This is a genomic window from Streptomyces ureilyticus (genome assembly GCF_011045025.1).
GTDB lineage: Bacteria > Actinomycetota > Actinomycetes > Streptomycetales > Streptomycetaceae > Streptomyces > Streptomyces ureilyticus.
This window is the reverse complement of the sequence record NZ_JAAKZX010000012.1, coordinates 27942-53825: the sequence shown is the minus strand read 5'-3', so window position 1 is coordinate 53825 and position 25884 is coordinate 27942. Positions and strand designations below refer to the sequence as shown.

At 71.0% G+C, this 25884-nt stretch carries 24 protein-coding genes and 8 pseudogenes; 15 read left to right on the top strand and 17 right to left on the bottom strand.

Annotation, left to right across the window (positions count from 1 at the left end):
• The first annotated feature begins 6 nt into the window (after nt 1-6).
• The gene (locus tag G6048_RS06190; RefSeq protein ID WP_206341238.1) at nt 7-561 is read left to right on the top strand and encodes a TetR/AcrR family transcriptional regulator; all 555 of its coding nucleotides are present in this window, start codon (nt 7-9) and stop codon (nt 559-561) included.
• A gap of 24 nt (nt 562-585) precedes the next feature.
• Here the strand turns inward: G6048_RS06190 and G6048_RS06185 are convergent, their stop codons facing one another.
• The gene (locus G6048_RS06185) at nt 586-1011 is read right to left on the bottom strand and encodes a PPOX class F420-dependent oxidoreductase (RefSeq protein WP_165338415.1); all 426 of its coding nucleotides are present in this window, start codon (nt 1009-1011) and stop codon (nt 586-588) included.
• Nucleotides 1012-1162: 151 nt separating this feature from the next.
• Here G6048_RS06185 and G6048_RS06180 point away from each other — a divergent pair, with 151 nt between their 5' ends.
• Both G6048_RS06180 and G6048_RS06175 read left to right on the top strand, forming a co-directional pair.
• Nucleotides 1163-2191: an NAD-dependent epimerase/dehydratase family protein gene (locus G6048_RS06180; protein WP_165338414.1), complete on the top strand. Its 1029-nt coding sequence runs from the start codon at nt 1163-1165 to the stop codon at nt 2189-2191.
• A 157-nt stretch (nt 2192-2348) separates the two neighbouring features.
• Nucleotides 2349-3539 carry a zinc-dependent alcohol dehydrogenase gene (locus G6048_RS06175; RefSeq protein WP_165338413.1) on the top strand — a complete coding sequence of 397 codons (1191 nt, stop codon included), beginning with the start codon at nt 2349-2351 and terminating at the stop codon, nt 3537-3539.
• Between the two features lie 36 nt (nt 3540-3575).
• Here G6048_RS06175 and G6048_RS06170 read toward each other — a convergent pair whose 3' ends face one another.
• The 5 genes and pseudogenes from G6048_RS06170 to G6048_RS06150 all read right to left on the bottom strand — a co-directional run.
• The gene (locus tag G6048_RS06170) at nt 3576-4271 is read right to left on the bottom strand and encodes an HAD family hydrolase (protein WP_165338412.1); all 696 of its coding nucleotides are present in this window, start codon (nt 4269-4271) and stop codon (nt 3576-3578) included.
• Between the two features lie 92 nt (nt 4272-4363).
• The gene (locus G6048_RS06165; protein WP_165338411.1) at nt 4364-4840 is read right to left on the bottom strand and encodes an Lrp/AsnC family transcriptional regulator; all 477 of its coding nucleotides are present in this window, start codon (nt 4838-4840) and stop codon (nt 4364-4366) included.
• Nucleotides 4841-5460: 620 nt separating this feature from the next.
• Nucleotides 5461-6675 (bottom strand): globin domain-containing protein, encoded by a 1215-nt coding sequence (locus tag G6048_RS06160; RefSeq protein WP_165338410.1) that lies wholly within the window; start codon nt 6673-6675, stop codon nt 5461-5463.
• A gap of 309 nt (nt 6676-6984) precedes the next feature.
• Nucleotides 6985-7543 (bottom strand): annotated as a pseudogene (locus G6048_RS06155) (STAS domain-containing protein); the annotation flags it as partial.
• Nucleotides 7544-7674: 131 nt separating this feature from the next.
• Nucleotides 7675-7929: pseudogene (locus G6048_RS06150) on the bottom strand (polyphosphate kinase 2); the annotation flags it as partial.
• A 192-nt stretch (nt 7930-8121) separates the two neighbouring features.
• On the opposite strand from G6048_RS06150, the pseudogene G6048_RS06145 reads away from it, so the two are divergent.
• From G6048_RS06145 to G6048_RS06135, 3 genes and pseudogenes are all read left to right on the top strand, one after another.
• Nucleotides 8122-8401 (top strand): annotated as a pseudogene (locus tag G6048_RS06145) (GNAT family N-acetyltransferase); the annotation flags it as partial.
• A gap of 92 nt (nt 8402-8493) precedes the next feature.
• A complete protein-coding gene (locus G6048_RS06140) occupies nt 8494-9225 on the top strand; it encodes a CBS domain-containing protein (protein ID WP_165338409.1) in 732 nt (243 codons plus the stop codon).
• Between the two features lie 16 nt (nt 9226-9241).
• Nucleotides 9242-9739: a flavodoxin domain-containing protein gene (locus tag G6048_RS06135; RefSeq protein WP_165338408.1), complete on the top strand. Its 498-nt coding sequence runs from the start codon at nt 9242-9244 to the stop codon at nt 9737-9739.
• A gap of 90 nt (nt 9740-9829) precedes the next feature.
• Here G6048_RS06135 and G6048_RS06130 read toward each other — a convergent pair whose 3' ends face one another.
• From G6048_RS06130 to G6048_RS06105, 6 genes and pseudogenes are all read right to left on the bottom strand, one after another.
• Nucleotides 9830-10180, bottom strand: coding sequence for an ArsR/SmtB family transcription factor (locus tag G6048_RS06130; protein ID WP_165338457.1), 351 nt, complete (start codon nt 10178-10180; stop codon nt 9830-9832).
• Between the two features lie 223 nt (nt 10181-10403).
• The gene (locus G6048_RS06125) at nt 10404-12131 is read right to left on the bottom strand and encodes a SulP family inorganic anion transporter (RefSeq protein ID WP_165338407.1); all 1728 of its coding nucleotides are present in this window, start codon (nt 12129-12131) and stop codon (nt 10404-10406) included.
• A 2-nt stretch (nt 12132-12133) separates the two neighbouring features.
• Nucleotides 12134-12388: pseudogene (locus tag G6048_RS49225) on the bottom strand (ArsR/SmtB family transcription factor); the annotation flags it as partial.
• A 191-nt stretch (nt 12389-12579) separates the two neighbouring features.
• Nucleotides 12580-12851, bottom strand: a pseudogene (locus tag G6048_RS06115) (zinc ribbon domain-containing protein YjdM); the annotation flags it as partial.
• 41 nt (nt 12852-12892) lie between these two features.
• A complete protein-coding gene (locus G6048_RS06110) occupies nt 12893-13597 on the bottom strand; it encodes a CBS domain-containing protein (RefSeq protein WP_165338456.1) in 705 nt (234 codons plus the stop codon).
• Nucleotides 13598-13647: 50 nt separating this feature from the next.
• Nucleotides 13648-14115, bottom strand: coding sequence for a cyclic nucleotide-binding domain-containing protein (locus G6048_RS06105; RefSeq protein WP_165338405.1), 468 nt, complete (start codon nt 14113-14115; stop codon nt 13648-13650).
• A 446-nt stretch (nt 14116-14561) separates the two neighbouring features.
• Here G6048_RS06105 and G6048_RS06100 point away from each other — a divergent pair, with 446 nt between their 5' ends.
• Nucleotides 14562-15485, top strand: a complete 924-nt coding sequence (locus G6048_RS06100; RefSeq protein ID WP_165338404.1) for a carbamate kinase — start codon at nt 14562-14564, stop codon at nt 15483-15485.
• A 239-nt stretch (nt 15486-15724) separates the two neighbouring features.
• Here the strand turns inward: G6048_RS06100 and G6048_RS49220 are convergent, their stop codons facing one another.
• Entirely contained in the window at nt 15725-15910 is a 186-nt protein-coding gene (locus G6048_RS49220; RefSeq protein ID WP_235989510.1) for a hypothetical protein, read from the bottom strand.
• Nucleotides 15903-16226 carry a hypothetical protein gene (locus G6048_RS49215; RefSeq protein WP_235989503.1) on the bottom strand — a complete coding sequence of 108 codons (324 nt, stop codon included), beginning with the start codon at nt 16224-16226 and terminating at the stop codon, nt 15903-15905. The genes G6048_RS49220 and G6048_RS49215 overlap by 8 nt, the downstream gene beginning before the upstream one ends.
• Before the next feature lie 45 nt (nt 16227-16271).
• On the opposite strand from G6048_RS49215, the gene G6048_RS06090 reads away from it, so the two are divergent.
• Nucleotides 16272-16808 carry a dihydrofolate reductase family protein gene (locus G6048_RS06090; protein WP_165338403.1) on the top strand — a complete coding sequence of 179 codons (537 nt, stop codon included), beginning with the start codon at nt 16272-16274 and terminating at the stop codon, nt 16806-16808.
• Between the two features lie 405 nt (nt 16809-17213).
• Here the strand turns inward: G6048_RS06090 and G6048_RS06085 are convergent, their stop codons facing one another.
• A complete protein-coding gene (locus tag G6048_RS06085; RefSeq protein ID WP_408056117.1) occupies nt 17214-17861 on the bottom strand; it encodes an Rv1733c family protein in 648 nt (215 codons plus the stop codon).
• A 250-nt stretch (nt 17862-18111) separates the two neighbouring features.
• On the opposite strand from G6048_RS06085, the gene G6048_RS06080 reads away from it, so the two are divergent.
• Nucleotides 18112-19113: an Acg family FMN-binding oxidoreductase gene (locus G6048_RS06080; protein ID WP_165338402.1), complete on the top strand. Its 1002-nt coding sequence runs from the start codon at nt 18112-18114 to the stop codon at nt 19111-19113.
• Between the two features lie 16 nt (nt 19114-19129).
• Here G6048_RS06080 and G6048_RS06075 read toward each other — a convergent pair whose 3' ends face one another.
• Nucleotides 19130-19510, bottom strand: a complete 381-nt coding sequence (locus G6048_RS06075; RefSeq protein WP_165338401.1) for an STAS domain-containing protein — start codon at nt 19508-19510, stop codon at nt 19130-19132.
• Nucleotides 19511-19787: 277 nt separating this feature from the next.
• Here G6048_RS06075 and G6048_RS06070 point away from each other — a divergent pair, with 277 nt between their 5' ends.
• The 6 genes and pseudogenes from G6048_RS06070 to G6048_RS06045 form a co-directional block, all read left to right on the top strand.
• Nucleotides 19788-20228: a pyridoxamine 5'-phosphate oxidase family protein gene (locus tag G6048_RS06070; protein ID WP_165338400.1), complete on the top strand. Its 441-nt coding sequence runs from the start codon at nt 19788-19790 to the stop codon at nt 20226-20228.
• Nucleotides 20229-20478: 250 nt separating this feature from the next.
• Nucleotides 20479-21312 (top strand): universal stress protein, encoded by an 834-nt coding sequence (locus G6048_RS06065; protein WP_206341235.1) that lies wholly within the window; start codon nt 20479-20481, stop codon nt 21310-21312.
• Nucleotides 21313-21375: 63 nt separating this feature from the next.
• Nucleotides 21376-22120, top strand: a pseudogene (locus tag G6048_RS06060) (phosphoketolase family protein); the annotation flags it as partial.
• Between the two features lie 153 nt (nt 22121-22273).
• Nucleotides 22274-22897 (top strand): DoxX family membrane protein, encoded by a 624-nt coding sequence (locus tag G6048_RS06055; RefSeq protein ID WP_165338399.1) that lies wholly within the window; start codon nt 22274-22276, stop codon nt 22895-22897.
• Nucleotides 22898-23118: 221 nt separating this feature from the next.
• On the top strand, nt 23119-25380 hold the full coding sequence (gene pflB / locus G6048_RS06050; RefSeq protein ID WP_165338398.1) for a formate C-acetyltransferase: 2262 nt from the start codon (nt 23119-23121) through the stop codon (nt 25378-25380).
• Nucleotides 25377-25535 (top strand): annotated as a pseudogene (locus G6048_RS06045) (pyruvate formate-lyase-activating protein); the annotation flags it as partial. The gene pflB and the pseudogene G6048_RS06045, both read left to right, overlap by 4 nt.
• On the opposite strand, the pseudogene G6048_RS06040 reads toward G6048_RS06045, so the two are convergent.
• Nucleotides 25494-25807 (bottom strand): annotated as a pseudogene (locus G6048_RS06040) (glyceraldehyde 3-phosphate dehydrogenase NAD-binding domain-containing protein); the annotation flags it as partial. The pseudogenes G6048_RS06045 and G6048_RS06040 overlap by 42 nt on opposite strands.
• Between the last annotated feature and the right edge of the window lie 77 nt (nt 25808-25884).

The following is a 25884-nucleotide window of genomic DNA, read 5'->3' as shown; positions in this document are numbered from 1 at the left end:
GCGCCAATGCGCTCGGACGCGCAACGGAATCGCGAGCGCATCCTTGAAGTGGCCCTGGTGGAGCTGACCCGTTCAGCAGATGCTCCGCTGAGCTCGATCGCGAAGAAGGCGGGGGTCGGGCAGGGCACGTTCTACCGGAACTTCCCCAGCCGCGAAGCTCTCGTCCTGGAGGTGTATCGCCACGAAATGCAGCAGGTCGCCGACGCCGCGGCCCAATTGCTGCAGACCCGCGCACCGGACCAGGCGCTGCGCGAGTGGATGGACCGCCTGGCCGAGTACGCCATGGCCAAGGCGGGGCTGGCCGACGCCATGAGCAAAGCGACCAGTGCGCCCGGGGGGCCTGCGCGACCGGGGCACGGCCCGGTGAGCGAGGCCGTCGCGCTCCTGCTGAAGGCGAACGAGGAGGCCGGCACCATCCGCCCCGGGGTGACCAACGACGACTTCATCCTCGCCATCACCGGCCTCTGGCACATCGATCCCCAGGGGGACTGGCAGGACCGCGCCGGGCGACTCATGGACCTCGTCATGGACGGCCTGCGCGCCGGCGCTCCGGGGCGATGAGCGGGCGCCGTCGAGGGGCGATGCTCAACCGGCCGCCTGGTCGCTGTCCCGGAGGTCGCCCCAGCCGTGCCAGCGGTCGATCTCCAGCCAGGCGCTGACGCGGGCGCGGTCCCGTTGCGGGTACGGGCGACCGCCGTAGTGCCGCGACAACCGGTCGATGTCGGCCAGGCCCTCGTCGTCGCGGATCTCCACCACCCGGCCGATGAGCGTGATGTGCGTGTACCAGTTGCCCTCGTCGAGCACCGTCAGCGTGACGCGGGGATCGTTGCGCATGTGGTCGAGCCGCTTGCGGCCCTCGTCCATGTTGACCAGCACCCGCCCGTCGTCCTCCCAGAGGTACCAGGTGGCCGTGGACACCGGCTGCCCGTCGGAGCGCACCGTGGCGATGACAGCCGGGTTGGGCTTCTTCAGCATGGCGACGGCGGCCTCGGGGAGCGGTGGCTTCGACATAAATCCTCCTGCTGGTCGTGATCTCCGCGTTCCTCATATGGTGCACGGCCACGTGATACCGATCCATGGGCTGCGGCCCCACGCTGCCACCACGTTTGCCTCCCGCGCAGGGGGAACGCGTCACGTGACGGAGCCAGGAGAGGAGCCGATCATGAGCAGTGCAACCGGACTGCGGGTCGTCGTCACCGGGGCCACCGGGAACGTGGGCACCAGCGTGATGCGTCATCTGAGCGAGGATCCGCAGGTGGACTCCGTGCTCGGCATCGCGCGCAGGCTGCCCGACGAGCCGCCGGTGTCGTCGGCCAGGTGGGCCGCGGTGGATCTGACGGCCGAGTCCGAGCTGACCAAGCACTTTGAGGGCGCCGACGTCGTCGTCCATCTGGCCTGGAAGCTGCAGCCCGCCCGGGACCCGGCGGTCACCTGGCGCACCAATGTGCTCGGCAGCGTGAAGGTGTTCCACGCGGCGGCCGCGGCCAAGGTGCCGGCGCTGGTGTACGCCTCCTCGGTCGGCGCCTACTCGCCGGGCCCGAGGGAGCGTGCCGTGGACGAGTCCTGGCCGACGCACGGCTGGCCGGAAGCGGCGTACTGCCGTGAAAAGGCCTATGTGGAGCGGGTGTTGGACACCTTCGAGTACGAGCGGCCGGAGACACGCGTGGTCCGTATGCGGCCCGCGTTCCTCTTCAAGGAGGAGTCGGGGAGCCAGCAGCGCCGTCTTTTCGCCGGACGCTTCAAGCCCGGTCCGCTGGCCCGGCCCGAGCTGCTGCCCGTACTGCCCGACGTCCGCGGGCTGCGCGTACAGGCCCTGCACACCGAGGACGCGGCCGAGGCGTACCGGCTCGCCGTGACGAGCGATGTCCGTGGCGCCTTCAACCTGGCGGCCGAACCGCCGCTGGACGCCGAGGTGTTGGGCGAGCTGTTCCATTCCCGGCTGGTGCGGATGCCCCGCAAGGCGGCGCGGTCCGCCCTCGCCGCGGCCTGGGGCCTGCACCTGGTGCCCGCCTCGCCGCAACTGTTCGACGCGGTGCTGCGGCTGCCCCTCATGGACTGCACCCGGGCCCGCCACGAGCTGGGCTGGCGGCCGCGGTACACCGCCATCGAGGCGGTCGAGGAAGTCCTCCAGGGCATGCGCGAGGGCGCCGGCGAGGAGACCGCCCCGCTGGTCGGCCAGAAGGTCGGCTGATCCGGCCCCTCGGCAGGTGAGTCCCCCGACAGGTGGCCCGTCAACGGGTGAGCGTCGCGAAGGCGGGTACTCGCCGAGCGCCTCCGGCGACGACGAGCAGCCGGGCGAGCAGCCGACGGCTGGGGCAGCCGACGAGCAGCGGTGAAGGGAGCGCACGATGAGGGCCGTGACCTGGCAGGGCAAGCGCGAGGTACGGGTGGAGACCGTACCCGTCCCGGAGATCGAGGAACCGACGGACGCGATCGTACGCATTACCTCCAGCGGGCTCTGCGGCTCCGATCTGCATCTCTACGAGGTGCTCACCCCGTTCATGACACCGGGGGACATCCTCGGGCACGAACCCATCGGCGTGGTCGAGGAGGTGGGCTCCGAGGTGACCGGGCTGAAGCCCGGCGACCGGGTCGTCGTGCCGTTCCAGATCGCCTGCGGGCACTGCTGGATGTGCGGCGCCGGGCTGCCCACGCAGTGCGAAACCACCCAGGTGCACGACTCGGGCATGGGCGCGGCCCTGTTCGGCTACACCAGGCTGTACGGCGGTGTGCCGGGCGCCCAGGCCGAGTATCTACGGGTCCCGCAGGCCCAGTTCGGGCCGATCAAGGTACCGGACGGGCCGCCGGACGACCGTTACGTCTACCTCTCGGACGTCCTGCCTACGGCCTGGCAGGCCGTGCAGTACGCCGACATCCCGCCCGGCGGCTCCGTCGCCGTCCTCGGCCTCGGACCGATCGGCGACATGTGCTGCCGGATCGCCCGGCTCCAGCGGGCCGAGATCGTCATGGGCGTCGACCTGGTGTCGGAGCGGCTGCGGCGGGCGCGCGAGCGGGGCGTGGAGACGTACGACCTGCGGCGGTACGAGGGACGCAAGGAACTCATCGAGGAGATCCGCGACCGGACCGACGGCCGGGGCCCCGACGCCGTGATCGACGCCGTGGGAACGGAGGCCCACGGCAGTCCCGTCGGGCGGACCGCCCAGCAGATGTCCGCGATGCTGCCCCGCGCGTGGGCCGCCCGGCTCGCCGAACGGGCCGGCACCGACCGGCTGGCCGCGCTCCTCACCGCGATCGAGCTGGTGCGGCGCGGCGGCACGATCTCGCTGAGCGGGGTCTACGGCGGCATGGCCTCGCCGCTGCCGCTGATGACGATGTTCGACAAGCAGATCCAGCTGAGGATGGGCCAGGCGAACGTACGGCGCTGGGTCGACGACATCCTGCCGCTGCTCACCGACGAGGACCCCCTCGGAGTCGACGGCTTCGCCACCCACCGGCTCCCGCTGGAGGAGGCCCCGCACGCGTACGAGATCTTCCAGCGCAAGCAGGAGGAAGCGGTGAAGATCCTCTTCCAGCCGTGAACTCAGCCGTGAATCAAGGGGCCGGTTGTCGGCGGGTCAGGAGGACGGAGCCGAGCGTACGAGCCAGTCGTACGCTGCCCGCGCCGTGAACTCACTCTGGCCCTCGCGCAACAGCAACCCGGCCGTGACGAACGCCGGATCGTCGGCCTGCGCGGCCAGGTACGGGATCGCGATGCAGCGCATCCCGGCCGCGTGCGCCGCCGCCGCGCCCGGAGCGGCGTCCTCGAGGACCACGCAGTCCGCCGGGGCCGCTCCCAGTCGGTGTGCCGCCTCCAGGAAGACGTCCGGAGCGGGCTTGCCCCGGGCAACCTCCTCGGCCGAGACGACGGTGCGCAGCGAGGCGTCCAAGCCCGTGCCCGACAGGATCGCCTCGATGGCCTCCCGCGAGGAACCCGAGGCCACGGCCATGCGTACGTCCTCGGCGGCCAGCAGCTCCACGAACTTCCGCATCTCCGGGTAGACGTGAGTGGCGGTGCGGGCCAGCGTCAGATAGCGCCGGTTCTTCTCCGCGAGCAGCACGTCCCGTGGGGCCTCGATGGCGTATCGCTCCTTCCAGTGAGCAACCGTCTCCGCGGTGCTGATGCCGACGTACTGCTCGAAGTCCGTCCAGGTGAAATCCGTGACGCCGTGCTCGGCGAGCGTCTGACGTCCGGCCTCGTAGTAGTTGGGCTCGCTGTCCACGAGTGTGCCGTCGAGATCGAAGATGACCGCGGTTCCGCCGAGAGAGCTCATGGCTTCCAGGATGCCAAGGGCGGGTTATCGGCCGTTGAACTGCTCTCGGCCGCCGGTCGGTCTTTTGGCGTCCGGTCTTTTGGCGTCACCGGTCAGTTCTTGGCCGCGCGTCCGACCGCCTCCACGAGCGGCAGCAGCCGGTGCGGCACGCGCTCGCGCAGCGCCACCTCCGTACGCGTGCGGACGACGCCCGGCATGCTGATCAGCGCCTGGATCACATCCTCCAGATGGGCGTTGTCGCGCGCGACGACCCGCGTCAGCAGGTCACCGCCGCCGGTGATCGAGAACGCCTCGACGATCTCCGGTACGGCGGCCAGGGCATCGCCCACCTCGTCGAGATGGCCCTGGGTGACCTCGATGTGCACGAAGGCGAGCACGGGGTGGCCCAGCGCTGCGGGGGAGAGCGAGGGCCCCGTGCCGGTGATCACGCCGTCGCGCTCCATCCGGTCCAGGCGCGCCTGGACCGTGCCGCGGGCGATGCCGAGGATGCGGGCGTACTCGCGGACGCTGGTGCGGGGCTGCTCCAGGAGCAGTCGCAGGATGCGGGTGTCGAGTTCGTCGACGGCCATGGTCCGTTGGCCTCTCTGCGGTCTTGGCTGATCGCCATAGACTGTACCAATGGCCCAGCAAATCGCGAGCCTGCTGAGCCAAGGCCACTGCCCCCTCTTGCTCACCTTGTCGCTGTACATGGCGCCGTGAAGCGATGGACGGCGCGGAAGCAGGACGGCAAGGAAGCCGGAACCGGACCCGCGGCGCCATTCCCATGTCCATGTCCTGAAGGTCGCTGTGGTGAAGAAGATGTTCATGGCCCCGGATCCGGGCCTGGTACGGGAGCGGGGCGACGGCCCGGGTCGGTGGCCCGTCCCTGACCGGGCCGCGCCCACTGTGGATTCACGCGGACTGCTGGCCGCCGCGCCACGGCGGGGCCGCTGTCCAGTGGCCGTGGTCCCACGCGTGTACGGTCCCGTCGGTCTGGCGGCGCAGCCGTCCTGGAGTTGGTCGACGAGTTCGGTGCCCGTGGCCTCTTCGGCGAGGACGACGACCTGCCGCTTGCCGACGTGCAGGTCGGCTGTGGCCGACCAGGGGCGTTCCGCGTGCTGAGCTCTGGCTCGCACGATCCGCACCTCGCCGGTGACGGCGGGCAGTCATTACGGGCCCCTCCTCAGGACGTAGGGACGTTCGGCACCGTTCAGGCCGCGGTGCCGGGCAGCCACAGGTCCGGGCCGAACACTTCGTAGCGGATGCGCTGTGCCGGAACCCCGGCGCGCAGCAGCTGGGCGCGGACGTCGCGCATGAACGGCAGCGGGCCGCACAGGAACACCGTGGCGTTCTCGGGGACGTCGACTCCGTAGAGGTCCATCAGGCCCTCGTGAGCGTCGGGTTCCTCCGGGCCGGGCTGCTCGTACCAGAAGACCGCGCGGGCGCCCGGCAGTTGCCCGACCAACGCGCCCGTCTCGGTGCGCAGGGCGTGGTCGGCGGGGGAGCGGTCGGCGTGCAGGAGCAGCACCGGGCGGGTGGAGCCGAGGGCGGCGAGGTGGGCCAGGATGCTGGTCATGGGGGTGCCGCCGATGCCCGCGGAGACCAGCACGACCGGAGTGGTGGCGTCGGCCGGGTCGTCGAGGAAGACGTCTCCGAAGGGGGCGGACAGGGTCAGTTCGTCGCCCTCGTGGATCTGGTGGTGCAGGAGGTTGGAGACCTCACCGTCCGGCGCGTCGGCCGTGCCGGTGACCCGTTTGACGGTGATCCGCCGCAGCTCCCCGCCCGGGTCGGAGGACAGGCTGTACTGGCGCAGCTGGTGCACCCCGTCGGCCATCAGGACCCGCACGCTCACGTACTGGCCCGCCCGTGCCTTGGGTGCCGGTTCGCCGTCGGCGGGGCGGAGGACGAAGGACACCACGTCCGGTGTTTCGGTGCGGCGCTCGACGACCGTCCACTGCCGCCACACCTGGCCGGGCTCCACGCCCGCGTCCTGGTACAGGCGGGCCTCACGGCCGATCAGGGCACCGGCCATCAGCCAGTACACCTCGTCCCAGGCGGCCGCCACCTGAGGGGTGACGGCGTCGCCGAGTACTTCGGCTATCGCGACGAACAGGTACTTGTGCACGATCGTGTACTGGTCGTCGGTGACGCCGACGGCGGCGTGTTTGTGCGCGATCCGCTCCAGCAGCGCGTCCGGCCGGCTGTCCGGATCATCGAGCAGCGTCGTCGCGAAGGCGGCGATCGAGCCGGCCAGCGCGCGCCGCTGGGCTCCGCTGGCCTGGTTGCCGCGGTTGAACATCCCGTCGAGCAGTTCCGGCCGGTCGCGGAACATCGCGCCGTAGAAGCGCGTCGTGATCTCGTCGAGTGCGCCGGCCACGGCGGGCAGCGTGGCACGGATGACGGCAGCGGATTCTGCGGACAGCATGAAGACTCCCGGGCAGGGGATGAGGGTGGGAAGGGCGCCGCATCGCATCGGGCGGCATCTTCTGTGTAGCAGGCACCCGACCGCGTTTCGGCGCTGTTTCACGGCGCTGGGCGAAGAGGGGCCGAACGGCCCCATCGATTCAGGCACATCGGTCCCACAACCTGCTACGTCGCAGGGCCGCATGGCACCGGGCCGAACTCCTTTCGGCCCTGTCCCCTGCAACCGTCCGGAACGAGGGCTGACAGCGGCGACCTCGCCAAGCCGCGCCCCGCGGGTGTCGCGCTGTGGAGGATGGATCCGCGGGGCGGCCTACTGACTGCGGCGCCACTTCCCGTATGCGGTCACGGCCGTCGGCAGAGTGGGGAAGATCTGCTCGCTGCCGACCGTGTCTGCCAGGCCGTATGCCGTCAGGTCGTCCAGCAGGTCCTGCTTGACGCGGGCGAGGGCGAAGACGATGCCGTGGGTGGGCGAGTTCGCGTCGGAGCTCGTCGACCGCGTCCAGGGCGGTGATGTCGACCTCCACATTGGCCTCGGTGTTGAGGACGAACCAGCGGACCGGTTCTGTCTGTTCGTCGACGGCGGCCAGGGCGCGGCGCCGGAAGTCCTCGGCGTTGGCGAAGAACAGCGGGGAGTCGTAGCGGTAGACGAGCAGGCCGGGGATGGTGCGGGCCTCGGGGTAGTCGTCGACGTCGTGCATGCCGGCCACACCGGGCACCAGGCCCTGGACAGCGTCGTGCGGGCGGGCCACCCGAGTGAGCAGTTCGGCCACGGACAGGCCGACGGCGACCAGCACGCCGTACAGGATGTCCAGGGCGAGAACCCCGGCCAGGCAGCCGAGCGCCAGCAGGAGTTCCCGGCGGCGGAAGGACTCCTAGGGCCGGAGGACCCAAGGATCCTCCGCGACCTGGCCGACCGCGAGGTGCCGAACGACCCGCGGGAAAGCATCTGCCGGCACTGCACTGCCGGTCGACGCGCCGGGCGGCGACCGCCAACACATCCCGGTGGGCGCTCGTAGCCGGTCGACGCAGGCCGCTCCGGCAGCTCCAGCACCGGCGGCACGTCGTGGTAGGGCACGGAGCCGAGCAGGTGGGCGATCATGTTCAGCCAGGCCCGGCGCTTGTCGTCGCCCTCCACGACATGCCAGGGCGCCTCGGTGATGTCGGTGTGCACCAGCATCTCGTCCTTGGCCAGGGAGTACGCCTCCCAGCGGGTGATCGACTCCAGATTCATCGGCGGCAGCTTCCAGCGCCGCAGTGCCCCCGCCCCCGCCCCCGCCTTCGCCTGTTCGTCCGTCGTTCTCGGCTCAGGCATGCCGCCCGGGTTCTGGCCGGGACGACTGGCGACATCTTGGGCCGACCGGCCCTCGTATCGGTCCCGGACAGCCCATGGGACAACCCCGAATCCGCCGGATGCTCGACATGACACGAGGCTTGGAGGAGTCCCGCCATGACGCACCAGGTGACCGGCCGACCCCCCGTCCACGCCCTGCTCGCGGATGGCACCACCGGTGTGCATCCGTCCCGTGGCGCCGGGCGACCACGACCAGCTGGAAGGGCTGTACGAGGAGATGTCCCCGGAGAACCTGCGCCTGAGGTTCTTCGCCGCGTGCCACCGGTCGGCCCGTCTGGCCGCCGACCGCGCCTGTGCGTCGGCCCGCCCCGGCTACCGGGCGCTGCTGGCCAAGACGCAGGGCCGCGTGATCGGCCTCGCCGAGTACGACACCGGGCGGCGTCGCCGTGCTGGACGCGCGGATCCGCCTGGTCCCGTGCAGGCCCCAAGACCCCTATCTGCGCCGGCTCCGCTGAGGAAGGAACGGACATGAAACACAACAAGGTCGGCTCCGTGATGACCACCGAGGTCGTCCGCGTCGAGTACGGCACCCCGTTCAAGGAGGTCGCGCGGCTGCTCGCGGCCCACCGGATCAGCGGACTGCCGGTGGTCGACGAGGACGACAAGGTCATCGGCGTCATCTCCGAAACGGACCTGGTGGCACGCCAGGCGGCCACCCCAGGACCGTACGAACCGCGCCGTCGCTTCGCGTTCTTGGGGCTGACGCGCGGTGCCCGGCGGCAGGCGGCGACGGTGCATGCCCGTACTGCCGGCCGGCTCATGACCGCGCCGCCCGTCACTGCGCACGCCGACGACACCATCGTCGCGACAGCCCGCACCATGGCCCGGCACCAGGTGGAACGGCTGCCGGTGCTCGACGAGGCGGACCGGCTGGTCGGCATTGTCACCCGCCGCGACCTGCTCCAGGTCTTCCTTCGGCCTGACAAAGAGATCCGTGATGAGGTGATCGAGGACGTACTGGTGCGCACCCTGTGGCTGGCGCCCCGCAGCATCGACGTGTCCGTGGTGCAGGGCGTCGTCACGCTCACCGGGCACATGGAACGCAAGAGCGAGACGGAGATAGCCCGGTCGATGACCGCTCGGATCAACGGTGTGGTCGACGTGGCCGACAGGCTCACGTACCGGCTGGACGACGCGCGTGTGCGCACCCGGGAGCAGGCGTTGCACGGCGTGGCCGACGACTGGCGGCGCCGAGTATGAGAGGAGGTGGACCGCCATGACCGGCACCGTGTTGGTCACCTACGGAACCACGAACGGATCGACGGCGCAGATCGCCGAAGCCATCGCCGACGTGCTGCGCAAGTACGGGCTGACGGTCGAGGCCCTTCCGGCCCAGTCCGTCGCGAGTGTGGCGTCGTACGGGGCGGTGGTCGTCGGCGGCGGACTGTACGCCGGACGCTGGCAGAAGCACGCCCACCGGTTCCTCCGCCGGCACCGCCGCGCCCTGGCCGAACGCCCACTGTGGCTGTTCAGCAGCGGCCCGCTCGATGCCTCGGCCTCGGAGAAGGACATCCCGCCCGTACCCGGCGTGAAGAAGGCCATGGCCGAACTGGACGTCAGGGACCACGTCACCTTCGGGGGCTGCCTGGAGGAGGGTGCGAAGGGATGGGTCGCACGGATGCTCCTCCGCAACGGAAAGGGCGGGGACTTCCGTGACTTCACCGCGATCGAGACGTGGGCGGCGCACGTCGCCGACGAGCTGACGCACGCATGACTTGTGGAGACTTCTGGTGAAGGCGGCCGCCTCCCGCTTCCGCAGAGCGCTGTCCATCCGCAGGAGACGGCCGCCGATCGAGGGCCGTCACTACGACGGCGGCTTCGCCTCCCCCCGCGCGGCCTGCAGGTCGGCGAGCAGCTCTGCCTGGCCGGCCAGCACGCCGGAGAGGATCGTGCGGGCGACCCGGAGGAGTTCCGCGACGTGCGGGCTGGTCAGCGCGTAGTAGACGGTCGAGCCCTCCTTGCGGGTCACGACCAGATTCGCCCTGCGCAGCACCGCGAGTTGCTGGGACAGGTGCGCGGGCTCGATGCCCACCTCGGGCAGCATCTCGGCGACCGCGTGCTCGCGCTCGCTCAGCAGCTCCAGCACCCGGATGCGCGCCGGGTGGCCGAGCGTCTTGAAGAACTCGGCCTTCAGTTGGTACAGCGGCGTACTCACCGTGCCGTCGCCTCCCCGCCGCAGCAACACGGCCCCATCGGCCGGGACTTGGCGCATCGCATCCACCCTCCCCCACCCTTCGGGCGGGGGGACCCCCATCTCGCTTCGCTCGTCACACACATGCGGCCCATCCTCGCCTGCGGCACCGGCGGCGCCGAACCCGAGTAGGGGGAACCGGGCCGTCGAATCCAGCGGCGACCATATGGAGGGGGCGGGGGAGTGCTCATCGGAGGGCTTCCTCGCTGGAGGTTCGGGGCTGCTTCTGTGCGGGAAGGGTGGGCAGGACTCCGGCCGACTCCAGGTGATCGCGGGCGGCCCGGATCGCCTCGGGGGTGGTGGCGTACTCCCGGCCCTGGTGGCGCAGCAGGTCCAGCGCGCCGACTGAGTCGAGGACCTGGCGCTGGCCCGGGCGCACGCCGGAGGCCAGGACGAGGATGCCGCGCCGGTGCAGTTTCTCCACGGCGTCCTTGACGACCAGGGCGCCGGTGGCGTCCATCGTCGACACCCGCGACATGCGCAGGATCACGACGCGGACGTCGGCGACCTCGGTCAGTTCCAGCAGGAAGCGGTGGGCGGCGGCGAAGAACAGCGGCCCGTCGATGCGGTACGCGACGATGTGCTCGGCCAGCAGGGCGTGTTCCTCGGCGCTGTGGTCGCCCCGGTCGAGCGGCACCTGGTCGAAGCGGGCCTGCTTGGCCACGGCGCGCAGGGCGAGGGCGCCCGCCACGGCGAGGCCGATGATCACGGCGTACACGAGGTCCAGGGCCAGCGTCGCCACGGCGGTCAGGACAAGGATCAGCGCGTCGGAGCGGGTCGCCTTCGCCATCGCCTTCAGCGAGCCGACCTCGATCATGCGGATCGCTGTGGCCAGCAGGACGCCGGCGAGCGCGGCGAGCGGGATCTTCGAGACCAGGGGTGCCGCCGCGAAGACGATCACGGCGAGGATCGCGGCGTGGGTGAGAGCCGCGAGCCGGGAGCTCGCGCCGGTGCGGACGTTGACGGCGGTGCGGGCGATGGCGCCGGTCGCCGGTACCCCGCCGAACAGCGGGGCGGCGATGTTCGCGAGCCCCTGGCCGAACAGCTCCCGGTCGGGGTCGTGTTTCTGGCCGACCGTCATGCCGTCGGCGACCGAGGCGGACAGCAGGGACTCCAGGGCGGCCAGGGCGGCGACCGCCACCGCAGGGGCGAGCAGGCTGCTCAACGAGCCGAGGTCGAGGAAGGCGAGGGAGGGTGCGGGGAGGCCGGAGGGCAGGGCTCCGATCGGCTTGGCGGCGCCCAGGCCGGCGGCCTGCGCGACCACCGTCGCGGCGATCACGGCCAGGATCGAGAACGGAACGGTCGGCCGCCACCGCGCCCCGACCAGCATGACCACGGCGACGGCGACCGCGAAGCAGACGGCGGTCCAGTTCGGGGACTTGGCGAACTCCTCGATCGCCCGCCAGGTCACCACCAGCACCCGGTCGCCCTCGGGCTTGGGCACGCCGAGCGCGTTCGGGACCTGCTGCAGGCCGATCACGCAGGCGATGCCCAGCGTGAAGCCCTCGACGACGGGCGCCGGGACGTACTGCATATAGCGCCCTGCCTTGAGAGCGGCGAGGGAGAGGAGCATGACGCCGGCCATCAGACCGACCGTGAGGACGCCGGTCGGCCCGTACTCGCCCACGATGGGGACGAGGACCACTGTCATGGCGCCGGTCGGCCCCGACACCTGCAGATTCGATCCTCCGAAGAGCGCGGCGAGCGCACCCGCGACCACCGCGGTCGCCAGGCCCGCCTCCGCTCCCAGTCCCGAGGAGACGCCGAACCCGAGGGCGAGCGGCAGCGCCACGACGGCCACCGTCAGCCCGGCCAGCAGGTCCCGCCGCGGGGCGCGGCGCATCTCCGTCAGGTCGGCGCGGGCAGGGAGCAGTCCTGCGATCCGGGCCCAGACCCGGCTGATCTGCGAGATCATCGGGCCTTCATCAGGTCGGCCACGTCCTCGCCGGCCAGCGCGTAGACGACGGTCGAGCCCTCGCGAGCGGAGGCGATCCCCGCGCGGCGCAGCACCGCCAGTTGCTGCGACAGGCTGGAGGGCTCCACCTCGATCGCTGCCCGCAACTCCCGTCCCGGCATCGGTCCGTCCTGCAGCAGCTCCAGCACCCTTATCCGTACGGGATGTCCCAGCATCCGGAAGAACTCGGCCTTGGCCTGGTACAGCGGAACGGACACGACCCCTCGGCTTCCCCTACGAGCCCCGCCCCGCGGGCGGACGCGAAACGCTGTGTCCGCGGCTACCTGCGAGCATGACCAACACAGCATCTAACTAATTGCGAAATTTTGCAATTCGGCATCAAGCTGCTGCACCGCTGTTCCTGCCATGGAAGAGCCGGTGGAGGGGCCGATGGACGGCGTCGGCGAAATCAGGCTTTCTTGACCACGCTCGACTTGAGCTGCATCGCCCGAAACCGTCGATCTTGCAGTCGATGTCGTGCCCGTCGACCCCGTCGACCAGCCGGATGGTGCGCACCTTGGTGCCGGCCTTGATCCCCGAGGAGCTGCCCTTGACATTGAGCGCCTTGACGACGACCACGGAGTCGCCGTCCTGCAGCACGTTGCCGACGGAGTCCTTCACGACACGCTCCCCGGCAGCGTCACCGCCGTCCGCGCAGGTCTCGACGGGCACCCACTCGTGGGGCAGGACACACACGCCTCTTTGGCTCGGGCCTGGCTGGGTCAGGAGGGTGAGGCGTTCTCGCTGAGACTCGGCGGGACAGGGGTCGGCTCCGCGGATCGGCCGTGCTCGGTGATGTCGAACCCCACGTCCACGACCCCCTCGACGGCCCGGATCAGCCGAGCTGCCACGGGGACCAGGGACGTGTCCCGGATGTGGCCGCTGAGCGTCACGACCCCGTCCCGCACCGCCACGCGTGCGGCCGACGCCGGCGCGGGGAAGAGGTAGGCCACCACCTCCCGGCGTACCTCCTCCGCGATGTCCTCGTCGTCGCGCAGGAACACCTTGAGCAGGTCGGCGCGGCTGACGATGCCCTGCAGCATGCCCACGTCGTCGACGACGGGGAGTCGTTTGACCTTCGCGTGTGCCATGGTCCGCGCGGCCTGGGCGAGCGTCGCGTCCGCGTGGACGGTGAGGGCCGGTGAGGTCATCAGCTCCCCGGCGGTCACCGCGCCGGCCTTCGCCAGGTCGGACAGGCGCTTCACCTGGGTGTGCCGGTCGGGGGCGCTGTCGCGGAACTCCTCCTTGGGCAGCAGGTCGGCCTCGGAGACCACCCCGACGACCCGGCCCTCGCCCTCCAGGACGGGCAGCGCGCTGACCTTCCAGTCGTGCATCATCCGCACGATCTCCTTGAAGGAGGCGCCACGGCCGATGGCGGCGACGGTGTGGGTCATCACGTCGCTGACGATGTGCGGAGTGCCGTGCATGATGCCTCTCTCAGCGCCGTTGCTGCTGTCGCTTCGACTCGTCGGCTCGGTCATCGCAGGAGGCTGCCGCTGCCGTAGGGGGCGTACAGGTCCAGCAGCCGGGTGCGGGCCGAGCGCAGGCGGTGGGCGAGGACGTCGCCCACCCACTGGGCGACGCTCGCGCCGAGCGCGGGGTCGTCCTTGCACATCGAGCGGATCGCGGTGGCGTCGAACTCGTAGGCGCGCACCGGGCTGGTCGCCGTGGCCCCCAGGTGCCAGGTGTGCGGGGCGAACAGCCAGGACCAGCCGATGAGTTCGTTGTGGTGGAGGGTCTCGATGACGGCCGCCCGGCGGCCGGGAACGTGCATGTCGAGGTCGACGCTCCCGGTGCGGATGATCCAGAACCGGTCGGCGTGGCCGCCTTCTTCGAAGAGCCGGGCGCCCTGGGGGAAGGACACCTCACGGGCGAAGCGCATCAGCCGGTGGCGGTGCTCGGCGGGCAGCGCCTGGAGCATGCCGGCGGTGGCGGGAGGGTTCATGACGTGCCTCCAGTCAGGGCGTACGAACCTGCCACCTCCAGCGTGCTCCCGTGCCCGGTGCCGGGCGATGGGCCACCCGGCCCTATGACCGGGCCCACCCGGCACCCAGTCCAGGTCCTTCGGCACCCTGTGCCGGAACGGTCCTCGATGTTCGATGAAGACGAGAGAAGGCGAGAGTTCACTGAGCCGGGCGAGCCTGGAGCCGCTGTACCAGGTCAACGGCCAGGACGCTGACGGCCACCGACTTGCAGGACGCCATGCGAAGGCCCAGTCGGCCCCTGCTCGTCCCCGCGCCCGGCCGGCCGTCAGCTCCTGAACACATACCGGCCTTGCCGCGAGGGCACTTCCGAGGTCTCGACTCACCCGTCGCGATCGACTGGGAACAGGCGGAGTACGGGCTGTACACCATCAACGCCGTGCTGGTCGCCACCCTGGAGGACTGAACCGTGCGCATCGTCATCGCCCTCGGCGGCAACGCCCTGCTGCGCCGGGGTGATCGCCCCGACGCGGCCGTACAGCAGGCGAACATCGACCGGGCGGCCACCGCCGTCGCCGGCCTCGCCCTCGAACACGAGGTCGTCCTCACCCATGGCAACGAGCCGCAGATCGGCCTGCTCGCCATGGAGAGCGCGGCCGACCCGGTCCTGACCACCCCCTGTCCGCTGGACCTGCTCGGCGCCCAGACCGAGGGCCTGATCGGCTCGCTGCTGGTCCGCGCCCTGCACGACACGCTGCCCGGCCGCAAGATCGCCGCACTGGTCACCCACACCCTGGTACGGGCCGACGATCCGGCCCTCGCGCGACCCACGAAGCGCGTCGGCCCCGTGTACCCCCGGGACGTCGCCCAGTCCCTCGCGCGAAGGCGCGGCTGGCACATCGCCAAGGACGCCACCGGGTGGCACCAGGTCGTCGCCTCACCCGCGCCCGAGGGGATCGTGGAAACCGAGACCATCCACGACCTGCTCACCTGCGGCGCGCTGGTCATCTGCGCCGGCGGCGGAGGCGTCCCCGTCACCGCCGACCACGACACCGGCGCACTGACCGGCGTCGAGGCGGTCGTCGACAAGGACCTCACCGCCGCCCTGCTAGCCGAGGAACTCAAGGCCGACTTCCTGCTCATCCTCACCGACGTACCGAACGTCTACGCCGGCTACGGCACCCACGACCCGCAGCCCGTCCTCGACGCAACCCCCGACGACCTGCGCCGCGGAGGCTATCCCGACGGCTCCATGGGACCCAAGGCGGAGGCAGCCGCACGATTCGTCGAACGCACCGGAGCACTGGCTGCCATCGGCGCCCTCGACGCGGCGTACGAGATCGTTCACGGGAGGTCGGGAACCCTGGTGCGCCCGGACCTGACCGTCGGCTGAGACGGCGGACCCGGGAGGGCGCTGATCCGCCGACCGAGGCATGACGGCAGGTCGGCCGGGGTCGCAGGAATCCCATTGAGCGCTCATTCCGCCTCTCCCGCTCGCGGACCTGGCCGCGCAGCCGGCCGTGGAACTCCTTCACCAGGGCGTTCTCGCGCCAGCGGCGGAAGAACGCATACACCCGGTCCCACGGCGGGAAGTCGGCGGGCAGCGCCCGCCTTATGTGGAACCGAGCCGGGCTAGTAGTGCGGCCGATTGCAGAGGAAGCAGCCGTCCCACAGCGGGAGCGCGCTGAGGACGCGGTGGCGCACGCACGAGGCCATCGCGGCCTCGTCCGGGCCGGGGAAGCCGCGTGCGGCGCTGCTGTCGGCGGGCGGGGTGCAGGACTCCACCATGGTCGTGAAGCGGTGCAGGTAGTCATGCACGCGGGGCGGGTGGTAGCCCAGCTCGCTCCAGCGATGTCCGCTCGCCGCGAGTGCGTGCTGTGGCACGCAGCACGAAGTCCTTCGCGCGGACGCGTTCCCGCTCCGTCGCACCCCAGTCGAACTCCGCCAGGTCGAACCCCACGGCACCGCGCCCCATGACGTTCTGGTCCAGCAGGGTCAGCAGCGCCGCGAAGCGGAAGTCCCAGTCCTCGGAGGTGAGATCGGAAACGGCCGGCATCAGCACGTCGATGAACACCGCGGTGGCGCCATTGGACAGGTCCAGGTCGTGGCTATCGCCGGAGAAGATGTTGCTCACCGACCTATGATGCGATTCCGCCCTCCACCTGCTTGGAGACGACGCATGACGGATGCGAGCACCGGCAAAGTGGTCGTGAACAGGGTGATGTCCCTCGATGGGTTCATCGCCGGTCCTGGCCACACGATGGACTGGATCTTCGAGCACATGACGTCGGCGACGTTCCCGGAGGTCATGGCGGCCACGGGCGCCATGCTCATCGGCCGGGGTACGTACGAGGTCGGCAAGCGCATGTCCGACGAGAACACCGGCTACGACGGCGGGGCGCAGTTCGTCCTCACCCACCGCCCGCCCGACGAGCCGGACCCCAACGTCACCTTCCTCACCTGCGACATCGAGGAAGCCGTGGCCACGGCACGCCACGCCGCCGGCGACAAGAACCTTGAGATCCTCGGCGCCGACGTGGCCGGCCAGTGCCTGCAGCGCGGCCTCGTCGACGAGATCCTGGTGTACGTGCTGCCGGTGCTGCTCGGCGACGGCGTCCGCTTCGCGCCGCCGGGCCTCGACCGGATCGACCTGGAACCGTTCAGCAACATCCAGTCGGGCGGGGTCACCATGCTGCGCTTCCACGTGCGCAAGTAGGCACGGTCGCAACTACTAGCCTGCTGCCATGGCCCCCATCCCGTGGGGTTCTGTGCAGTTGAAGGCAGAGATCCCGTACTGGCCGGTGCGGGCGCGGTTCACCGGGTGGGTGGAGAGCCTCGTCGGAGCGGTCCACGGCCACGCTCGGCAGCGCAATCAGCCCTCCACCACCACCGAGGAGGCCCGCCGGGCCCTGACACTGGCCACCAAGTTCACCTTCCAGGAACGCCCAAGATCCCCGAGCAGGTCTCGCGTCCCCAGTCTGGGAACACAGCGCGGCGCGCACCGACGAACACTGACTGCCTCATTGAGCTCATTGCCGCGGCTACGGCAGACGCGCCTGCGGAGGCGGAGCCGTCCGTGTGGTCGTACGGTTCTACCGCGCTTCCCATGGCTGAGCGTGGATCATCCGGTCTTGTGGTCCCATTGCGGGCCGACCAGGTCCCACTCGCTGCCCCACTGCTCGATGCGCCGCTGGTCGAGCCTCCACCGTGCGAGGGCGCCGGCGCCGTAGGCGAGGCCGGCGAAGGCGAGCGCGGCCCCGGTGGCCAGCACGCCGGCTTCGACGGCCGCTTTCGCGGGACTCGGCGGCTTGGCGGTGATCTCGCCCCGGCTGTCCGTCCAAACGACGATCCTGGACCCGGCCTTCAGTCCGGTGTCCGCCAAGGTCTTATCGGTGTGGACGGAGCCGTCGCGGTCCGTCCAGCGGACTCGCGCGGCAACCTTGTCGCCGGTGGTCCCGACACCCGCGACGCTGCGCGGGATGTCGGCGAGGAGCGCGGCGCGCACGGAATGCCGCTCGGCGCGCTGCCGGGCGAACACCTCACCGGCCGCGTTGTCCGTCACCAGGCCGACGATCGTGCCGCCCACCGCGATGACCGCCCCCACGGCCAGCACGATCCAGGCATCGATGACGTCGTCGCGCCGCCGCAGCGGGTTGCTACGCCATCGCCAAAGCCTTGTCTTCTTCGTACGCCTGCTGCCGTCCATCGCCTGCCCCTCTTCCTCGTCACGACGCTCACGAAGGTGACAGGCGGGAGCGAGTCCTGACATGGGCCGATGAGGTAGCAGGGCAGGGTCGGACGGGGCCAACTCGCATCCGCTGCTGGGCCGTTCGGCCCATGCCTTTGGGGGACCGGCGGTGGGGAGCCGCGAGGCGTTCCCGGACGGCACCCACCTGCCGAGGTGTGGCCCGTACGGTCCCGGCGACGGGACCATCGGCCCCTCGCCGATCCGGGGCCGGGCACCCACGCTCGGAGGACAGCACACCTTGTCCTGCGCGCCGACGCGTGAGGAGGACGTCATGCACAGCACATCCCTGGCCGCCGCGATCCCGGAGACCTGCGTTTCGGCCGCAGCCGCCGCGCCCTCCATCCACAACACCCAGCCCTGGTCCTTCCGCCTGGACCCCCAGTCGGCCACGTTCCAGGTGCGCGCCGCCATCGAACGCGGCCTGCGGCACACGGACCCGGCGGGGCGCGCCCTGCATCTCTCGGTGGGGGCGTGCCTCTTGAACCTCCGGGTCGCCATCGCACACTGCGGATGGTCGCCGGTCAGGCGCCTGCTGCCCTCCCCGGAGGACCCCGCCCTCCTCGCCGCCGTCCGCCTGGCCGGGGCCATCGCCCGGCGCCCCACAGAGCACCGGACCGACTTGTATGAGGCGATCTGGCGCAGGCACAGCAGCCGCCTCCCGTTCTCGGGACGGCCCCTGCCGCCGTATCTGCGCAACGAACTCGCTGAAGCCGCCCGCGCAGAGGGCGCACGGCTCTGGTTCCCCGACCTCATCGAGACGGCGCGGCTGCTCCGCCTGACCACCGAAGCCGAGCGACGCAACCGCCTCGACACCGACCGCGCCACGGAGAGCAGCCGCTGGGTGCACCGCGACCTGCAGCCGACTCCCGATGTGGGCCTGCCGCAGGCGGTACTCGGCCTCCAGGACGCCCGCGAACACCTTCCCCTGCGGGACTTCACCGCGCAGCGGCACACCGAGTGGCGGGTCGCCCGGCCGTTCGAGGCGACACCCGTCATCGCCGTGCTGATCACCGAGCACGACCGCCGCGCCGACTGGCTGCGGGCCGGACAGGCGCTCCAGCACGTGTGGCTGCTCGCCACGGCACATGGCCTGCGCGCCTCCCTGCTGAACCAGGCGCTGGAGTGGCCGGACCTGCGCAGTTCCCTGAGCCCGACGCCCGGGCGGACCGGACATGCGCAGATGCTCATCCGCCTCGGATACGGCCCCGAAGGCGCAGCGAGCCCGCGGCGCGCACCGCGTCTGGCGCTCGACGAAGTGCTGGCGAGCCGCTAGCCCATCCGGCCGGCCATCAACCCGCGGCGACCGACTGCGGCATACGGGCCAGGGCCGTGCCCAGGTCGGGGTGGAGCTCGAAGACACCGGCCAGGCCCACGGCGCGAAGGATCCGCTGGAAGCCCACGCTGTCGGTGACCAGCCGAAGGCGGCCCTGCCCGGCCGCAGTTCGGTTCCGTGCCCGGCACAGGACACCCAGCCCGGTGCAGTCGATGAAGTCCGTCGAGCGCAGGTCCAGCACCAGATCGGGGTGCGGAGCGGCGGTCAGGGCCTCCAACCGGGCCGCGAGAGACGGCGCAGTGAAGATGTCGATCTCGCCGCGCAGTTCCACGACGGTGGTTTCACCGACGGTGCGTTCCGTGTGGTGAGGCGTGGGCCTGGGGGCGTTCTCGGACATGGCCTGAGGAAACAGGGCAGTGGTGTGGTGCGGATAGGGCCGGTCGGCCCTACCGACGGGTTTTGCGGATCCGGCGGGGTGGGGCGGCCGACCGGCCCGAGCATCACCAGAAGACCCGGACACCCGGACGGGCGGGCCTCGCGGCCCATCGACCACAACGTGGCACGGGCCGTTCTCCGGCGCGGCCGGGACCCATCGGCCCTCACCCCTCAGGCCACGTCCGGCTCAGGCTGGAAGGACGCAGCACCGCAGTATCAGACGAAAGGCGGGCCGGCCCATGCACCCCAACGACGGCTTCCGCGAACTCGATCGGCACGACTGTCTGCGGCTGATGGCCAAGGTGCCCGTCGGCCGCATCGTCTACACGCGCCAGGCCCTGCCCGCCGTGCTGCCCGTCAACTTCAGCCTGGACCACGACGGCGCGGTCCTGCTGCGCACCTCCGCGACCTCGGAACTGATCCGCGCGATCGACGGCGCCGTGGTCGCCTTCGAGACCGACGACGTCGACGCGGACCGGCACTCCGGGTGGAGCGTCGTCGTCACGGGCACGGCCACGGTGGTGACCGACCCTGCCGAGCACGAACGCCTGGCCCGGACCGGCACGGTCTCCTGGGTGCCCGCGCCGCAGGAAGTCTTCGTCCGCATCGAGCCCGAGCTGGTCACCGGGCGTGAGCTCGTCGGCGGACACTCCCTGTACGGGGTGGACCTCACGGCCTGAACATCTCCTTCCTCCGTGCCCCCTCCTCTTCGTGTCCGGCCGGGGCCCGGGCCCGGGGCCGTACGGCCCCGGCGGGACGGGACGTACGGCGTTCCGAAGGGTTCCGTCGGCCTCTGCCGGCAGTCTCCGCCGGCGGTGAGCATCGTTCGCGGGACCGACGCTCAGCCGACCGGCGGCGAGCTCACCACCGCCTTCGGAACTCCCAGGGAGGTGAAACGGCCCACGCACGCAACAGAAGGGGATGGGGCAAATGACTGACCGTCATGTGGTCGTAGGAGTGGACGGTTCGCTGGTCGCCGTACGGGCCTTGGACTGGGCCGCCGAGGAAGCGGTGCGCCGCGGCATCGCGTTGCGCATCGTCTACGCCGTGGCCGACCGCGACGAGGCGGGGCCGGTTCTGGCATCGGCCGTCGCACGGGTACACGAGCGTCATCCCGGTCTGCCGGTGGAGACCAGGGCCGTGGAGGGCGGCGCCGTGGCGGCGCTGGCCGAGGAGAGCGCGGTCGCGGACCTCACCGTCGTGGGCACGCGAGGGCTCGGCAGTGTCACCGGCCTGCTGGCCGGCTCGGTGAGCTGGCGCCTGGCCGCCCAGGTGCACGGTCCGCTGCTGGTCGCCCGCGGGGAGCACCCCGGCGACGAGGGGCGCGAGGTGCTGCTCGGCCTGGAGAGCGACGCCGACGCGGCCGCGGCCACCTTTGCCTTCCAGGAGGCGGCCCGGCGCGGGGCCCGGCTGCACGTCGTCCACTCCGCGACGCACCGGCACACCACACCCGAACTGCCCTCGCTGGTCGCCGCGACGAGCCCCGGCCAGGAGCGCCAGGCCCGCAACCACCGGGCGGAAGAGGCCGTGCCGCGGTTCAGCATCGCCGGGCTGCGCGAGGAGTATCCCGAGGTCGAGGTCGACAGCCGCACGGTCCGCACCGGTCCGGCCCATGCCCTGCTGGCGGGGACGCGCGAGGCCGGCCTCGTGGTCATCGGCACGCGTCAGCGCTCGGGCCGGCTCGGTCCGCCGATCGGCCCGGTGGCGCACGTCCTGTTGCAGCACGCCCACTGCCCCGTGGTGCTGGTGCCGACGGCCTGCTGACGAGCACCGCCGTCGAGGCGGATGGCCCGGTCGGCCCTGTCGGGTATCCGGCGGGTGGGGGAGGGCGAGGAGATACGGACCCGCATGCACCACACCTGCCAGGGCTGGCTGGAGGGCTACCTGCTGACCGGCCGGCACGGGCTGTTCTCCTGCTACGAGGCGTTCGTGCACCTCGTCGACTCGATGGTCAACCAGCACATCAAGTGGCTGCGCGTCACCCGCCGACTGCCCTGGCGCGCCCCCATCGCCTCCCTCAACTACCTGCTGACCTCGCACGTGTGGCGCCAGGACCACAACGGCTTCTCGCACCAGGACCCCGGCTTCGTCGACCACATCCTCAACAAGGGTCCCGAGGCCGTACGGGTGTACCTGCCGCCGGACGCCAACACCCTGCTGTCCGTCGCGGACCACGCACTGCGCAGCCGCGACTACGTCAACGTCATCGTGGCCGGCAAGCAGCTCTGCTTCGACTGGCTGACGATGGACGAGGCGCGGGTGCGCGGTGCGCGCGGCGCCGGGATCTGGGAGTGGGCCGGCACGCAGAACGGCGAGCGGGAGCCGGACGTGGTGCTCGCGGCCGCCGGTGATGTCCCCACGCAGGAAATGCTGGCCGCCGCGCAGCTGCTGGTCCGCAACGACCTGGAACGCTACCGCCTGGTCATGGATGTCATCGACCGTGTCCCGGGACTGGCGGTGCGCGCCGGGGCGTACGGCAGCGATGGAGGACGCGCGGCTACGCCACGACGAGTGGATCCGCGTCCACGGCACCGACCTGCCGGAGGTCGCCGACTGGGCCTGGGACGGCTGACGGATGCCAACGGGGCCCGGACAGAGGGCCGTTCGGCCCGCCGTCCGGGGCCTTGCAGCCCCTCGAACGGGCGTCGACGACGCGGGACATTGAAGGCGCAACGAGAGCCGGACCACATCCTGCGCGTCACACCCCTCGAAAGGGATGAGCATCATGGCAGTGCACGACCACCCCCACCGGCATCTGGGATTCCGCTTCCCGTCCCTGCGCAGGACCGGGACGGCTCCCGCCTCCATAGACGAGGCGACCGCCGCCGCGAAGGCGACCCGTGCGTACGTGTTCGCCGGGCTCCGCGTCCTGACCGGGTTCGTCTTCCTGTGGGCGTTCCTGGACAAGACCTTCGGCTTCGGCTACGCGACCCCCTCCGGCAAAGGATGGATCGACGGCGGCTCGCCCACCATGGGCTTCCTCGGTGGCGTCGCCGTCGGCCCGATGGAGTCCACCTTCCACGACTGGGCCGGGGCCACCTGGGCCAACTGGCTGTTCATGCTCGGCCTGCTCGGCATCGGCCTCGCCCTGATCGCGGGCATCGGCCTGCGGCTCGCCGCGGTCGCCGGCACCGCCATGATGGCGTTCATGTGGATCGCGGAGTGGCCGCCGGCCAAGCACCTGTCCGACGGTTCGATGAGCATGTCGACCAACCCCTTCGTCGACTACCACCTCGTCTACGCCGTCGTCCTGATCGCCCTGGCGGTCGCGGGCGCCGGCGCCACCTGGGGTCTGGGCAGAGCCTGGGCGCGGCTGCCGTTCGTCAGCCGCAACCGCTGGCTGCTCTGAGGGCCGCGTGCCCGTCGGACCGGGGCGCCTCCGCTCGTCGGCGAAGGCGCCCCGGTCGTCTTGTGCCACCGGCGGCCGGCTCGGCATGACGGGCCCAACGGCCCGGCACAGCAGGGACGTACGGCGCGCTCCAGGTACGCCGACAGGCCCTCCCCGCAGGCATCGCGAGCGACGAGCATCGAAAGCGCAGAAGTTCACGCGCAGAGCGAGGGAGACCGGCGATGACGGTAACGGTGACGGCTGGAGTCGGGGTGGCGACCGAGGCATGGCGGGGCTTCGCCGGTACGCGCTGGCGGGACCACATCGACGTGCGTGACTTCATCCAGGCCAACTACACACCGTACGAAGGCGATTCCGCGTTCCTGGCCGGTCCGACCGCGCGTACGCTCGCCGTCTGGGACAAGGTCGCCCGGCTGTTCCCCGAGGAGCGGCGCAAGGGGATCCTGGACGTCGACACGGGCCTTCCGTCGACGATCACCTCGCACCGGCCGGGCTTCATCGACCGCGACCGCGAACTGATCGTCGGCCTGCAGACGGATGCCCCGCTGCGGCGGGCGATCATGCCCAACGGCGGGCTGCGCATGGTCGAGAACGGGCTGAAGGCGTACGGCTACCAGGCCGACCCCTTCGTCAAGCGCGTCTTCAGTACCTACCGCAAGACCCACAACGACGGCGTCTTCGACGCGTACACCCCCGAGATGCGCGCCGCCCGCAAGGCCGGGATCATCACCGGCCTGCCGGACGCCTACGGCCGCGGCCGGATCATCGGCGACTACCGGCGGGTCGCGCTGTACGGCACGGCCCGGCTGGTCGAGGCGAAGCGGGCCGAGAAGGCCCGGCTGGACGCGCGGCCCTCCAGCCCAGACGTCATCCGCGACCGTGAAGAACTGGCCGAGCAGATAAGGGCGTTGGGCGAGCTGGCCCAGATGGCTGCCTCGTACGGCTGCGACGTCTCCCGCCCCGCCGCCACCGCGCATGAGGCCGTGCAGTGGCTCTACCTCGGCTTCCTGGCGGCGGTGAAGGAGCAGAACGGCGCCGCGATGTCCCTGGGGCGCACCTCGACCTTCCTGGACGTCTACCTCCAGCGCGACCTGGACGAGGGCACCCTCGACGAGAGCCGCGCCCAGGAGCTGATCGACGACTTCGTCATCAAGCTGCGGATCGTCCGGTTCCTGCGCACCCCGGAGTACGACGCGCTGTTCTCCGGCGACCCGACCTGGGTGACGGAGTCCATCGGCGGCATCGGAACCGACGGCCGCCCGCTGGTCACCCGCACCTCGTTCCGCTTCCTGCAGACCCTCTACAACCTCGGCCCCGCCCCCGAGCCCAACCTGACCGTGCTGTGGTCGCCTCAACTTCCCTCCGGATTCAAGGAGTTCTGCGCCCAGGTGTCCATCGACACCAGCGCCATCCAGTACGAGTCCGACGACCTCATGCGGCCGCACACCGGCGACGACACCGCGATCGCCTGCTGCGTCTCCGCCATGGCGGTGGGCCGGCAGATGCAGTTCTTCGGCGCCCGCGTCAATCTCGCCAAGGCACTGCTATACGCGATCAACGGCGGCCGGGACGAGATGACCGGCGAGCAGATCGCCCCCGAGGCGCCCGTGCTGACCGGTGAGTACCTCGACTACGAGCAGCTGTCGAGGGCCTACGACCACATGCTCGACTGGCTGGCCGCCACCTACGTCAACACGCTCAACGTCATCCATTTCATGCACGACAAGTACGCCTACGAGCGCATCGAGATGGCCCTGCACGACCACCCCGTGCACCGCTTCATGGCGTGCGGCATCGCGGGCCTGTCGGTGGCGGCCGACAGCCTCTCGGCCGCCAAGCACGCGCGGGTGAAGGTCATCCGGGATGCCACCGGGCTGGCCGTCGACTACCAGGTCGAGGGCGAGTACCCGGCGTACGGCAACAACGACGACCGCGCCGACGCGCTCGCCGTCGGCCTGGTCCAGTCGTTCATGGCGAAGGTGCGCAAGCATCCCACCTACCGAGGCGCCGAGCACACCCAGTCGGTGCTGACCATCACCTCGAACGTGGTGTACGGCAAGCACACCGGCAACACCCCCGACGGTCGGCGCGCGGGTGCCCCGTTCGCCCCGGGCGCCAACCCGATGAACGGCCGTGACCGGCACGGCGTGGCCGCCTCGGCGCTGTCGGTGGCCAAGCTGCCGTACGAGGAGGCCCGCGACGGCATCTCGCTCACCACGACGATCACCCCCGAGGGCCTGGGGCATAACCCGGCCGAGCGCGCCGCGCACCTGGCCGGCATCCTCGACGCGTACATGGCCTCCGGCGGCTTCCACATGAACGTGAACGTCCTGGACCGGGCGACGCTCGAGGACGCCATGGAACACCCGCAGAAGTACCCGGAGTTGACGATCCGGGTCTCCGGGTACGCGGTCAACTTCGTCTGCCTGACCCGCGAGCAGCAGCTCGACGTGATCAGCCGCACCTTCCACGGATCGCTGTGAACACCACGGTCGCGCCGCTGACGGGCCGGATCCACTCCTGGGACCTGTCCACGGGAGTGGACGGTCCCGGGACCCGGTTCGTGCTGTTCCTCAGCGGCTGCCCACTGCGCTGCCTGTCCGGTGGACTCGATGACGACGTCCACGCCGAGGCCGGCCCAGTCCAGGGCGGCGGGGTCACGTTCGGCGGTCACGGCGATGCGGTGGCCGTCGACGGTGATCGAGGTGTCGTCGTGCTCGACGGTGCGGTGCAGCCTGCCGTACGTCGAGTCGTACTCCAGCAGATGGGCCAATGCCGCCGGGGAGGTGAGGCGTTGACGGCCACCACCTCGACCGGGGTACCGGCCGCTGTCTCCGCGCGCTCCAGCACGAGCCGCAGGTAGTTGCGTCCGATGCGGCCGAAGCCGTTGATGCCCACGCGCACGCTCATGTCCGTCGTCCTCCCGATCGATCCGCTTCTGTGTCGCTGCCAGCCTGCTGGCCGGGGACGGGATCGGGCTTGGGCCC

Excerpts from the sequence above, each read along its gene's own strand:
- G6048_RS06190 (WP_206341238.1), top strand. The coding sequence starts at position 7 with ATGCGCTCGGACGCGCAACGGAATCGCGAGCGCATCCTTGAAGTGGCC.
- G6048_RS06185 (WP_165338415.1), bottom strand. The coding sequence starts at position 1,011 with ATGTCGAAGCCACCGCTCCCCGAGGCCGCCGTCGCCATGCTGAAGAAG.
- G6048_RS06180 (WP_165338414.1), top strand. The coding sequence starts at position 1,163 with ATGAGCAGTGCAACCGGACTGCGGGTCGTCGTCACCGGGGCCACCGGG.
- G6048_RS06175 (WP_165338413.1), top strand. The coding sequence starts at position 2,349 with ATGAGGGCCGTGACCTGGCAGGGCAAGCGCGAGGTACGGGTGGAGACC.
- G6048_RS06170 (WP_165338412.1), bottom strand. The coding sequence starts at position 4,271 with ATGAGCTCTCTCGGCGGAACCGCGGTCATCTTCGATCTCGACGGCACA.
- G6048_RS06165 (WP_165338411.1), bottom strand. The coding sequence starts at position 4,840 with ATGGCCGTCGACGAACTCGACACCCGCATCCTGCGACTGCTCCTGGAG.
- G6048_RS06160 (WP_165338410.1), bottom strand. The coding sequence starts at position 6,675 with ATGCTGTCCGCAGAATCCGCTGCCGTCATCCGTGCCACGCTGCCCGCC.
- G6048_RS06140 (WP_165338409.1), top strand. The coding sequence starts at position 8,494 with ATGAAACACAACAAGGTCGGCTCCGTGATGACCACCGAGGTCGTCCGC.
- G6048_RS06135 (WP_165338408.1), top strand. The coding sequence starts at position 9,242 with ATGACCGGCACCGTGTTGGTCACCTACGGAACCACGAACGGATCGACG.
- G6048_RS06125 (WP_165338407.1), bottom strand. The coding sequence starts at position 12,131 with ATGATCTCGCAGATCAGCCGGGTCTGGGCCCGGATCGCAGGACTGCTC.
- G6048_RS06110 (WP_165338456.1), bottom strand. The coding sequence starts at position 13,597 with ATGCACGGCACTCCGCACATCGTCAGCGACGTGATGACCCACACCGTC.
- G6048_RS06105 (WP_165338405.1), bottom strand. The coding sequence starts at position 14,115 with ATGAACCCTCCCGCCACCGCCGGCATGCTCCAGGCGCTGCCCGCCGAG.
- G6048_RS06090 (WP_165338403.1), top strand. The coding sequence starts at position 16,272 with ATGACGGATGCGAGCACCGGCAAAGTGGTCGTGAACAGGGTGATGTCC.
- G6048_RS06085 (WP_408056117.1), bottom strand. The coding sequence starts at position 17,861 with ATGTCAGGACTCGCTCCCGCCTGTCACCTTCGTGAGCGTCGTGACGAG.
- G6048_RS06080 (WP_165338402.1), top strand. The coding sequence starts at position 18,112 with ATGCACAGCACATCCCTGGCCGCCGCGATCCCGGAGACCTGCGTTTCG.
- G6048_RS06075 (WP_165338401.1), bottom strand. The coding sequence starts at position 19,510 with ATGTCCGAGAACGCCCCCAGGCCCACGCCTCACCACACGGAACGCACC.
- G6048_RS06070 (WP_165338400.1), top strand. The coding sequence starts at position 19,788 with ATGCACCCCAACGACGGCTTCCGCGAACTCGATCGGCACGACTGTCTG.
- G6048_RS06065 (WP_206341235.1), top strand. The coding sequence starts at position 20,479 with ATGACTGACCGTCATGTGGTCGTAGGAGTGGACGGTTCGCTGGTCGCC.
- G6048_RS06055 (WP_165338399.1), top strand. The coding sequence starts at position 22,274 with ATGGCAGTGCACGACCACCCCCACCGGCATCTGGGATTCCGCTTCCCG.
- pflB (WP_165338398.1), top strand. The coding sequence starts at position 23,119 with ATGACGGTAACGGTGACGGCTGGAGTCGGGGTGGCGACCGAGGCATGG.